At 44.5% G+C, this 12,205-nt stretch carries 7 protein-coding genes; all 7 read left to right on the top strand.

Annotated features, from left to right (window positions below):
- The first annotated feature begins 18 nt into the window (after positions 1-18).
- The gene (locus ACVBJC_RS17060; protein ID WP_447170519.1) at positions 19-3,564 is read left to right on the top strand and encodes an Ig-like domain-containing protein; all 3,546 of its coding nucleotides are present in this window, start codon (positions 19-21) and stop codon (positions 3,562-3,564) included.
- A 160-nt stretch (positions 3,565-3,724) separates the two neighbouring features.
- Complete coding sequence (locus ACVBJC_RS17055) at positions 3,725-5,842, top strand: type I secretion system permease/ATPase (protein WP_447162152.1); 2,118 nt, start codon at positions 3,725-3,727, stop codon at positions 5,840-5,842.
- Entirely contained in the window at positions 5,839-7,221 is a 1,383-nt protein-coding gene (locus ACVBJC_RS17050) for an HlyD family type I secretion periplasmic adaptor subunit (RefSeq protein WP_447162121.1), read from the top strand. Before ACVBJC_RS17055 ends, ACVBJC_RS17050 begins: the two co-directional genes overlap by 4 nt.
- A 31-nt stretch (positions 7,222-7,252) precedes the next feature.
- On the top strand, positions 7,253-8,668 hold the full coding sequence (locus tag ACVBJC_RS17045) for a TolC family outer membrane protein (protein ID WP_447162122.1): 1,416 nt from the start codon (positions 7,253-7,255) through the stop codon (positions 8,666-8,668).
- Entirely contained in the window at positions 8,665-9,270 is a 606-nt protein-coding gene (locus tag ACVBJC_RS17040; RefSeq protein WP_447162123.1) for an OmpA family protein, read from the top strand. The genes ACVBJC_RS17045 and ACVBJC_RS17040 overlap by 4 nt, the downstream gene beginning before the upstream one ends.
- Before the next feature lie 18 nt (positions 9,271-9,288).
- Complete coding sequence (locus ACVBJC_RS17035; protein WP_447162124.1) at positions 9,289-9,996, top strand: transglutaminase-like cysteine peptidase; 708 nt, start codon at positions 9,289-9,291, stop codon at positions 9,994-9,996.
- 8 nt (positions 9,997-10,004) lie between these two features.
- Positions 10,005-11,924, top strand: a complete 1,920-nt coding sequence (locus ACVBJC_RS17030) for an EAL domain-containing protein (protein ID WP_447162125.1) — start codon at positions 10,005-10,007, stop codon at positions 11,922-11,924.
- Positions 11,925-12,205: the final 281 nt, after the last annotated feature.

Here is a 12,205-nt window from a genome sequence, read left to right as displayed (position 1 = left end):
TTTAATGATGGCGACACCGTGACCCTGACGATCAACACTGTTGAATATCAAGGCACTGTGAATGCACAAGGTCAATTTAGTATCTTGGTTGAAGGCAGCGACTTAGCCGCTGACGCAGATCAAACCATCAATGCCAGCGTCACCAGCACTGACTTAGCAGGCAACAGCGCCACCGCGACCGATACTGAAGATTATGACGTTGATAACACTACACCAAACACCCCGACTGTAATTATTCTGGATGACAGTAACCCAATTATTGGTAATGCAAACCCTGGCGATGGCTGGTTAAACCCTGATGAAATAGTCAGTGGTGGCGCGAACATCCAGTTAAAGGTAGAAGTTAACCATACTGACTTATTAGCAGGTGGTTCAGTTTCTCTCAGCATCACTAATGGCACCTCAATTTCGACCGTGGTTCTTAGCTTAAGTGCTACTGGAGAGTTGATTGTTACAGGTGCGTCTTCAACCGCTACCAGCCAATTTAGTTACGATAATGGAGTGATTACGTGGTCTGAAGAGACACCAAATGAAACATCAAGCATTACTGTTGAAGCGACTCAAGCTGATCTTGCTGGTAACGAGTCCGGCCCTGGAAGTGATACGGCAGCGATCAACACTGTCGACGCCAATGATGATGCTCAAGGTAGCTCATTTAGTGCAAGTGCAAGCTCTAGCGATAACTGGGGAACCGAAAACGGTACTAAAGTTAATCCACTATTCACTATCAGCGCAATAAACGCTGATGGCTCTGAAGGAACGGTTAATTACGCAACTGGTGATAACAACAAACTTGGTGTTTCTGGCACTCCCAGAACCGAAGGCGCGACAGTAGGTCAAATAGAGTTCAACGCTGAAACGGGTCAATCTGAAGGATTAGTCTTTAGCTTTAATGGCCTCGTCAATAAGGCAACCTTCAATGTTAGCAACATGTTCGACACCGAAGAGGGCGGCGAACAAGGCGTTTGGAAGGCTTATTATCAAGGCCAACTCGTTGCTATGGAAACCTTTAAAACCGAAGGTAGCAAGAGCGGTGAGTTCAACATAGATACTGGCAACTTGGTATTTGATACTTTAGTGTTTGAAGCCACCTATACGCTAGGTGAAGAGTCACAGGCTAACCCAGGTGATGACTCATCCGATTACTACCTGACTTCAATTGTCGTTTCGGGTCCAGAACTAGGCGGCGATGCACTAGTTGTAAATGAAGGCGAAGTACTAACAGCATCAACTATCGAAGATGGATTATTGTGGAATGATAGCGATTTAGATCATGATACTAATGGTCATAACCATCAACATACTGACTCTTTCTCTATCACTGCGGTTAATGGTCAAGGGATCCAGGCTAGTAGCACTATTATCTTAGATAGTGGCGCAAAGCTCACAATCAATACTAATGGAACTTACAGCTACGATACCAATGGCGCCTTTGCATCTCTCGCCGCAGGAGAGGTTACTAAAGAAACCTTTACCTACACCATTACCGATGAGCACGGCGCGACTGATACCGCCACTGTCACCATTAATATTATTGGTACCAATGACGCTCCAGAAGCGTTTGCTAATCGCTACCAAGTTAATGAGAGCGAAACCATTACTGGTAACATCATCACTGACGATAATGATAATGACAGTACAAATGGCAGTGGTGTTGACTCCGATATCGATGGCAATCCTCTAAGCATTACCCATATCGATGGCGTAGAGCTGACATTTGTTAATGGCGCAGCAACTGTGTCTGTTAAAGATGGCAGCCTAACCATCAACCAAGATGGTAGCTTTAGCTATACCCATGATGGCTCGCAGACTGTACCGACTAGCTTTACCTATACAATCAGTGACGGCCAGGGTGGCAGCGATACGGCGAGTGTAAACTTCGATGTAGTGCAGACTCGAGATTACGGTTTTGTGGGCGGTACCGACGGCAACAACACTTTACAAGGTAGTGATAACCACGACATTATCGTTAGTGACACTAGCGGCTTACAGATTGTTGCTGGTGAAGATTATAATCTGGCCTTTATTCTCGATTCTTCTGGCAGTATGTCTGATGAAATCACTCAAGCAAAAATGCAATTAACGACTGTTTTCAACACGCTATTCAATAGTGCTAATGGCGAGCATGCTGGCACAGTCAATGTGCTGTTTGTTGATTTCGCAGCAAATACTAAGACAAATATTTCAGTCGATTTATCTAACGGTGATTCTCAAGCGGCACTTACGCAGTTACTCGCAGCGGTTAATGCAGTTAGTGCAGGCGGAAGCACAAATTATGAAGCATCATTTGAGAGCGTCATAGAATGGTTTGATAGCGCTGACATTGCTGGTAATGGTGCCAACAACCAAACATTCTTCATTACAGACGGGCAACCAACAGCAGATACCCACAGTGAGATAGACTCCCTATACGTTGGTGTCGATCCTCAAACTGGCAACTTCCTAACCTTAAGTGAAGTTCTCATCGCGAATTCTTATAGTTTTGGGGAAACAATCACATTAAATGGCAAGGTGTTAGTTGATTCAAGTGGCGATGTATATTCAGTCTATACCGATGTTCATGAAAAAATAGGCAGCATCGAACAAGATGGTAATACATTGAAATATGACGACGACCACAGTAATTCAGGCCTACATCAATTCAGTCTATTAAATGCCGTATCGATTGTTAATGCCATTGGTATTGGGAGTGGTGTTACAACTGATGTACTTAAGCTTTATGACACAGACGGAAACGTTCAGGCCGCTGTTGATGTCAGTAATCTTGCAAGTGTTATTTTGGGGAATACAGTCGAACTAACTCAAGGGCGAGACGACGCACTAGGTGGAGAAGGCAATGATATTATCTTTGGCGACCTTGTCCAATTAGATAATATTACTGGCCAAGGATTTACAGCCTTACAGAACTATGTAGCAATAAAAACCGGAACAGATACTGGCAGTATTGACTTGCAAGATATCCATAGTTACATCAGTACTCATATTGATGAATTTGATATATCAGATGCCAATGATGGCAACGATATCTTAAACGGTGGTGAAGGTAACGATACCTTATTCGGTCAAGGTGGTAATGATACCTTAATCGGTGGTCTGGGTGCAGATACGATGATTGGCGGTCTAGGGGACGATGAAATGACAGGTAATGAAGGAGCGGATACGTTCGTTTGGACCAGTGGTTCAGTAGATGGCTCTGATACCACCGACCATATTACCGACTTTGACTTAGCTGAAGATAAGCTTGATTTAAGCGATATCCTGCAAGGTGATACTGTCAGTGAACTTGCTCAACACCTGAGCTTTACAGATGAGAATGGCTCTACCAGTATCAATATTGATACTGATGGGGATGGCAGTTTTGATCAACACATTGTGCTCGATGGTGTCGACCTAATTGGTCAGTTCGGTAGTAATGAGGCCGACATTATATCTGGTCTATTAGGTAGTAACGGAGAGGGACCACTCATCGTCAGCACATCAACAGGAGATCCTGTGACTCAGGCGGTTAATCCCGATCCTTTAGATGATCCATTCAATCCAAATGGCTTTGCTATGCTGCCATAAAAAAAGAAGCAAGATAGTGGCCTGTGGAAAAACAGGCCACTATGACCGATACTTTTAATAATAAATATAAATAATAAAATCTTAAGGATAAGTCCCCAAGGTGTCAGTTTCAGATTCTAAGAACACTGAGCAATGGACGATTTCAGCCTCTCAACGAGTGATGGTCGACCCACTGCTAGACAGTTTAGTGTTACTCACCGAGCATTTCGGTAGCCCGTGCTCCAGCGACTCGCTGGCAGCAGGCTTGCCTATGCAAGGACACGTATTAACACCAGAATTATTGCCTCAAGCTGCCAGTCGCGCCGGACTAGCGGCTAAGTTGTCGCGCAAGGGCTTAAACGAAATATCCCCTATCCTGCTGCCCTGCATCTTATTGCTAAAAGACAAGAAAGCCTGCTTACTGCGTGAATTTGATATCGAACAAGATAAAGCGGTTATCCAGCTACCTGAAACCGGCGGCAAAGAAACGCTTTCGATTGAAGAGCTCGAAGCACTCTATGTGGGCTATCTGTTTTTAGTGAAGCAAGAATATCGTGGTGATATGGGCTTAGATGTTCATCTACACGAGAACAAATCCCACTGGTTACTACAAACAATTAAAGACTCAGCCCCCATTTACCGAGATGCCCTTATCGCATCGGTATTGGTTAACTTATTTGCCCTAGTGTCACCGTTATTTATTATGAATGTGTACGATAAAGTCGTACCGAATTTGGCATTCGACTCTTTATGGGTACTGGCTATCGGTGCCGGTATTGCTTATATCTTTGACTTAATCATGCGCCAACTTAGAAGCTACCTTATTGACGTTGCAGGTAAGAAAGTCGACATCATCGTATCTTCTCGACTATTTGCTAAAGCTATCGGTATCCCGCTTGAAAAGCGCTCTCCTAGCGTCGGCGGCATGGCTAAGCAACTTGGTGAATTTGATAGCATCCGCGATATTCTCACCTCGGCCACTATCACCACATTGGTTGATCTGCCTTTCGCGCTGTTTTTCTTAACCATTATCTATCTTGTTGCCGGCGATCTCGCCGTTATCCCATTGATTGGTAGCTTTATTATTATCGGCTACACCTTGATTATGCAGCCAAAGCTTAAGGCGGCAATTGATGAGAGTAATAAGTTTTCTGGCCTAAAACACGGCCACTTAATCGAGTCATTAGCCTCAATTGAATCAATCAAATCCAGCGGCGCCGAAGGTCTAGTGCAGAAAAGCTGGCAACAGATGATTGGCCATACGGCGAACTGGCAACTGAAATGCAAAAAAATAACTACCTCTGTGACCAATGTGGCGACATTTGTAGTGCAAACCTCCGTTATTTTTGTGGTGATTTTAGGGGTATACCGAGTCTCTGAAAATGAAATATCCATGGGTGGCATCATTGCTGCGGTGATTTTATCTAGCCGCGCAATTTCTCCCATGGCGCAACTTGCAGGCCTAATGACCCGTGGTAATCAAACCGCTAGTGCCCTGCGTCAACTTGATGAACTGATGACGCAAGAAGATGAATTTGAAAACAAAGGCCACCTGGTTAGCCGCCAACGTTTATTAGGCCAAATAACCGCGCACCATATCGGTTTTAGCTATCCAGGTTCAGAGCGCCCCATACTGCACCCATTATCGATAAATATCGCTCCCGGTGAGCGTGTAGCGATCATTGGTCGCAACGGTTCCGGTAAAAGTACCTTAGCCAAACTATTAGTCGGCCTATATCAGCCAACTAAAGGCAGCTTAACCTATGACGGTATCGATTCTGCGCAGATCCATCCTAGCGACTTAAGACGAAACTTCGGCTACTTGCCGCAAGATATCACTTTGTTTCATGGCACGATTCGCGACAATATTTTATTTGGTACCCGCCAAGTATCTGAGCACCAATTGATCCGAGCAGTGCAGCTTTCTGGGGTTAATTTATTTACTAACCTAGAAGCCGAAGGCCTAGATCAGCAAGTGGGTGAAGGTGGACGCGAGCTCTCACGCGGACAGAGACAAACTATCGCCCTCGCCCGTGCAACATTGAATGACCCGCCAGTATTGTTAATGGATGAGCCGACTGCCAGTCTCGATGCCCGTGCAGAAAAGCAGTTTATTCATGCCATGCACAATGTCAGTAAAGATAGAACCTTACTGCTCATTACTCATAAGATGCACCTACTCAACCTCGTCGATCGCATCATCGTTCTCGATCGCGGCCATATCGTTGCCGATGGCCCTAAGGCCGAAGTACTAAAGAAGCTAAATGATGGCTTATTAGCGGGAGCGGCGAAAAAATGAGTAAGCACTTAACTACACATGATTTAGAGATGGTCGATGACGTTTATGGTGCAATGATGACCGATGCACCTGCCAGCCATCGATTAACTATTTGGGCATTATCGGCACTGATTATAACCTTCCTGCTATGGGCCTACTTTGCAGAGTTAGATCAAGTCACTACTGGTTTGGGTAAAGTTATCCCTTCTTCTCAAGTGCAGGTTATCCAAAGTTTAGACGGCGGGATCTTACAAGAGATGTATGTCCAGGAGGGATTAATTGTCACCAAGGGGCAGCCTCTTGTTCGCATCGATGCCACCCGTTTTCAGTCTGACTTCGCTCAACAAGAGCAAGAAGTGAATAGTCTAGTCGCCAATGTGATCCGCTTAAATTCAGAGCTTAACAGTATCACCATTTCGTCAATAACCAATGATTGGCGCGAGCAGGTAAAAATCTCTCCTCTGGCATTAATATTCCCATCTGCTTTAGAAGAAAACGAGCCAGAGCTTACCAGCCGTCAGCGTGAAGAATATATTGGTCGTCTTGATAACCTAAGTAATCAACTCGAAATTCAAGCCAGACAGATCCAACAACGTAACCAAGAGATCCAAGAACTCGCTTCAAAAATCAGAACACTCACAACCAGCTTCCAGTTGGTCTCACGAGAGCTTGAACTGACTCGGCCATTGGCAGATAAAGGGATTGTTCCTGAAGTCGAGTTATTAAAACTACAGCGAGTCGTCAACGATATTCAAGGCGAGCTCTCTTCATTGCGCTTATTGCGCCCTAAAGTTAAGTCCACCATGGATGAAGCCATTCTTAAAAGGCGGGAGTCAGTACTTATTTATGCGGCTGATACCCGTGCCCAACTCAACGAGATGCAAACTAAACTCTCACGCATGAACGAGGCGCAAGTCGGTGCACAAGATAAAGTCAGCAAGGCCGAGATAGTATCTCCAGTCAATGGCACAGTCAAAACAGTGCATATCAATACCCTAGGCGGCGTTGTCCAGCCCGGTGTCGATATCATTGAAATTGTCCCGTCTGAAGACAAGCTATTGATTGAGACCAAAATTGTCCCTAAGGATATCGCATTCCTGCACCCTGGTTTACCCGCTGTCGTTAAAGTCACCGCGTATGACTTTACCCGCTATGGTGGTTTGAACGGTGTGGTCGAGCATATCAGTGCCGATACGACCCAAGATGAAGAGGGAAATAGCTTTTATATTGTCAAAGTTAGAACAGAGTTTTCTAGCTTAACGAAGGACGACGGCACCCAAATGCCTATCATACCAGGGATGTTAACCTCGGTTGATGTAATTACAGGGCAAAGATCCGTTTTAGAGTACATACTTAATCCAATATTACGGGCTAAAGATACGGCGCTCAGGGAGCGTTAAGCCCGATAAAAAACGACCAGGAGGGGTTAACATGGATAGCAGCACAATACGGCAGTTAAAGCGCAGTGCACTTGCACTTGCTGTCAGCGCGCTGATAATACCGGCATCGGCTTCTAGCCAAACACTAGAGCAAGCGGTAGCACACACACTGGATACCAATCCAGAGATAAAGATAGCATTTAACCGCTTTAAAGCGCGAGAGGAACAAGTCAATCAAGCAGTGGCAGGCTACATGCCAACGGTTGACATTAGCGCTGGCTATGGTTGGGAGCAAACCGATAGCCCATCGACGCGTCGACGCGCAGGTCAAGGTGATGTTAACGATGACGGTGTGATTGAACTCAAACGCGGTGAAGCGGGCTTTAGCATCAAGCAGATGCTATTTGATGGTTTCTATACTAGTAGTGAAGTTGATAGATACAGTTTCGAAGCTAGTGCTGAGCAGTGGGCACTATTTGCTGCAGCTGAAGATATGGCGCTAGATGTTGCTAAGGTCTATATCAACTATATTCGCAGCGAACAGGTACTGACTTTGGCAGAGAAAAACCTTCAAAGCCATAAAGAGATCTATGACCAAATTAAGCAACGTACCGATTCAGGCCTAGGGTCTACGGCAGATTTATCACAAATCACTGGCCGTTTGGCACGTGCTAACGCTAATGTTATCTCAGCCCGTAACAACTTCTATGATGCTAAATCTCAGTTTGTTCGTATCGTTGAGCAGCAACCTGAAGATATGATAGTACCAGTGCCTGATGCTGATATGCTACCAGCAGATCTCAGTACCAGCATTATGATGGCTCAAGATAATCACCCTATTCTCAAGTCTGCAGCAAGCGATATCAATGCTGCAGAAAATGAGAAAGACTCTGCACAGTCAAACTATTACCCGAAGCTCTCACTAGAGCTTGATGGTAACTGGAACAACAATGTCGATGGTGAAGATGGCTACTCACCTATTGTGACTAATAGTGTTGGTGGATATAACAATGACCTTGTTGCCATGGTGCGCCTCAAGTACAACCTATTTTCAGGTGGTAGTGATCTCGCACGCGAGAAAGAAGCCGCATATAAAGTAGGCGAGGCTAAAGAGATCCGTCAACGTGCCCACAGACAAGTCGTTGAAGGCGTCAATTTAGCGTGGAATGCTTACGAACTGCTTACCCCACAAAAAATGTATATCCGAGAACATGTTGTTGCGGCTAAAGACACCCAAGTTGCTTACAGCCAGCAATTTAACTTAGGTCAGCGAACTTTATTGGATCTACTCGATACAGAAAACGAGCTTTTTGAAGCTAGAAAAGACTATTTAGAATCTGAGTATGATGAAATCATTGCCCAGTATCGCGTATTAAATGCGACAGGCCAATTGCTCAACTCATTGCGCGTAACCAGACCAGATGTCTGGCAAGGTGAGAGAGACTACGAAGGAGGAGTCCCACAATGAAGACCATGATATTTATATTAAGTCTCGCTATGCTTGGCGGCTGCTCAATGCGTGACATAGCCACTATGGATCAACCGACAACGCAAGTTTACGATCTCAATGATATCGACCATGATGGGGTTATTGTTGCCAGAGAACGCTGCACAGAAACGACACTTGGTGCAACCATCGACAACTACGGCTGCGGTAAAATCAAGCCAATTAATGAGCGCCAGGAACTCAAAGTGCTATTTGCCAACGACTCTTACTATATCGATCCTCAGTATTATCCGCAGGTAGAAGTTATCGCAACCTTTATGCGCGATTATCCAAATACCCAAGCTGTCATTGAGGGACACTGCAGTAAGACAGGAAGCCATGAGCATAACCAAACACTATCTCAAAACCGTGCCAATGCAGTAAGTTCTTTGCTTGCTGAGCGTTTTGGTATTGAATCAGATAGACTCAGTGCGATAGGTTATAGCTTCGACCGCCCAATTGACCCGACTCATACCAAAGCGGCTCATAAGGTAAATCGTCGAGTTATCGCCGAACTAACAGGCGATGACACCACTGCAGACATGAAGTGGCACATCTATACGGTAGACGAAGAAGTTAATTAGCTGTAATAACGGAGCACCATGGTTGGCAGGCTTTATCAATTAAAAAAAATACGAAAAGTCTGCCAATTAAAGTTGACGGTGCTGGCCCTGTCCGTCTCCTGCCTTTATGCTGCCCCAGTTCAAAAGTTAGATTCAGTCCATATAACCCAAACCATTGAGTCGCAATATGGCGAACGTGCGGGTAAACGGATTAGGGCCTGGTTTAAGCTTTTAGATGAAGCAAAAGACTTACAAGATAGCGATAAAATACTAATGGTTAATAATTTTTTTAACCTATTTCATTTTATCGATGATATAAAACTTTGGGGAAATAAGAACTACTGGGCAACGCCCATGGAGTTTATTGGAGTCAGTGGTGGCGACTGTGAGGACTTCTCAATCGCTAAATACTTTACTCTACTTCAACTCGGTATTTCTGAGGATAAATTACGCATTACTATGGTTAAAGCGACCAGCGTAAATCAGTATCATATGGTACTAGCCTATTATGAAACGCCCTCTTCAATCCCCCTCGTTTTAGACAATCTTGATAAACAGATTAAACCGGCAACCCAACGAAAAGATCTGTTGCCAGTCTATAGTTTTAACGGTCGACAGCTGTGGTTAAACAAAGAAAAAGGACGAGGTGTTCTAGCAGGTTCCTCATCTAAACTTGCGAAATGGAATGACCTAAAACATCGCTTGGGTGTAGAGCGACTTAATCAACCCAAGATAAAACTGGAGTAGTTAACAAGATGACACTGTTTCGACAGATATACACACTACTGTTTGTGCTGTTTTTATTGGTTGTTGCGAGCTTAGGTTATGTACAGTTTACCGAAACTCAAAGCTTCCTTACGAAACAAATGGAATCAGATCTCAATAATACCAGTCATTCGCTCGGTATTATGCTGGTACCCGATCTCGAAGCGGGTGACATAGTCGGTGCAGAAACACTGATCAATGTGATTTTCGAGGGCGGTTACTATCAACAAGTCAAACTTACTTGGCTCGTCGATGGTAAACAGCAGGTATGGGAAAACCCGATGATAATCGAGGGGGTTCCACAGTGGTTTATCGACCTAGAGCTGTTCAATACGATCAAACGAGAAAGCATAATCACCTCAGGTTGGATCCAGTTAGCTCGCTTAGAGATTACTGCCCATCCGGGATTCGGATACCATGAGCTCTGGCGCACCATGACCAACGCCATCATCGTCTTTTCTATCCTATTTCTTATTGCGATTATTTTGGCCCGTGTCGGTCTCACTTGGATCTTAAAACCACTGCATGATATTGCCGAACACGCCAAAGAGGTAGCCAACCGTAAATTTGGTCCAGACATGAAAGTACCTAAAACTGTAGAACTTAAATCAGTGGTGCAAGCGTTTAATAGCATGTCTGAACAGCTAAAGCAGATCTTTAACTCTCTCGATGAAGAAGTGGGTGAATTGAGAAAGAAGAATCTTGTCGACCAAGTATCAGGTTTGCCTAATCGCCAATATATGATGGGGCGCTTAAACAGCTGGCTAAGCGAGCCTAAAAGTGGCGCACTGATGATGGCTAAGTTTGACTGGTTAGAAGAGGTCCATAGCAAATACGGTTATCAAGTCCGTGACGAAACCATTAAGTTGCTAGCAGATAAAATGAAGCAACATTTAGATGGCGTAACACCGTCAGTGATTGCGCGCATTGCAGCTTATGAGTTTGCTTTTCTCATCACCAGTTCAGAGCATGAGCAAACCAGTAAATATCTACAAACCCTGATCCGCACCATCAACCAGGAGATCTCAAAAGCTGGTTGCAAACCAAATGAAAGCTTTGCTATTGGTATTGCCGAGCGTATTGGGCAGATGTCTGTCACCGATATTCTCGCCCAAGCTGATAATGCACTGCAGAAGTCACTACAGGAAAATAAGGTATTCCATTGGTTTGAGACTAATGAAAAACAGTTATTTACCCGAGAACAGTGGCGCGAGCATTTAAGTAGCGCGATCACCGAAGGGAAATTCAAGTTTAAGTGGCAACCTATTTTATTAAATGATTCAGGCTCAATTTTACAAAGAGAGCTCTACTGCCAACTTGAGATCCACGACAAGATGGTACCCGCTGGACAGTTCATGCCCTATGTCGAACTGCTCTCATTGGGTAGCCTGTTAGATAAGTGCTTGATTGAAACAATCCATAGTAAGAAGCTACTTGAAAGAAACTTCGAACCGATTGCGATTAACTTAACCTTCCAGAGTATGGGGGATCCTGAATTCCATAAGTGGCTCAATAAATTCCTGCGCTTATCGCCACTACGTGAACGGATCTGTTTCGATATACCTGAAGCGGCTGTTTATAGCGATGCAGAAGCCTGTCAGGCACTTTGTGCTGTGATTCGGGATAATGGGGCGCATTTTGGTATTGACCACTTTGGGCGCCAGTTTGGCTCAATGTCATACCTACAAAACTTACGCCCAAGTTACGTCAAACTCGATCAGTCTTTCGCTTATTACGATGACAGCGAGCACAGCAGTGAGCTATGTCGTGCGCTCATTAACGTCGCAAAGGGATTAGATATCGAAGTGATAGCGACAGGAATAGAAGAAGAAGCCCAGCTTAAACGTTTCATACCGTTAAAGACTAACGCTTACATGGGCTTTATCTCACCGCCTATCGCAGTAGAATGATATAAGCAGTTAAAGGTGAAATAGCTAAAGGTCTCTCAGGAGGCCTTTTTTGATTTTTGATTCTAGGTTCTAGGTCCTAAAGAATCTACCTAACCTTCCATTTTCTAATTCGTTAACCTGAGATATCGTTCTCAGTTTCATTTATAGATCTTAGGTTCTAGAGCCTGCTTTGCTTTCTTTGCCTCAGTGAGCTTGCAAACGTTCCGTTATCCGTCAGCGAAGCGTTCGTCTTAGCTTTAGGCTCTCTAAAACCTGATATCAAAACCTCATTGACGGGCTAA

The organism is Shewanella sp. 0m-6 (assembly GCF_052977325.1).
Note: the sequence above shows the minus strand (reverse complement) of the source record. Positions and strands in the feature narration are given on the sequence as shown.

Bases quoted from the DNA above. Each gene is read 5' to 3' on its own strand.
- ACVBJC_RS17045 (WP_447162122.1), top strand. From the start codon at position 7,253: ATGGATAGCAGCACAATACGGCAGTTAAAGCGCAGTGCACTTGCACTT.
- ACVBJC_RS17035 (WP_447162124.1), top strand. From the start codon at position 9,289: ATGGTTGGCAGGCTTTATCAATTAAAAAAAATACGAAAAGTCTGCCAA.
- ACVBJC_RS17040 (WP_447162123.1), top strand. From the start codon at position 8,665: ATGAAGACCATGATATTTATATTAAGTCTCGCTATGCTTGGCGGCTGC.
- ACVBJC_RS17050 (WP_447162121.1), top strand. From the start codon at position 5,839: ATGAGTAAGCACTTAACTACACATGATTTAGAGATGGTCGATGACGTT.
- ACVBJC_RS17030 (WP_447162125.1), top strand. From the start codon at position 10,005: ATGACACTGTTTCGACAGATATACACACTACTGTTTGTGCTGTTTTTA.
- ACVBJC_RS17055 (WP_447162152.1), top strand. From the start codon at position 3,725: ATGGTCGACCCACTGCTAGACAGTTTAGTGTTACTCACCGAGCATTTC.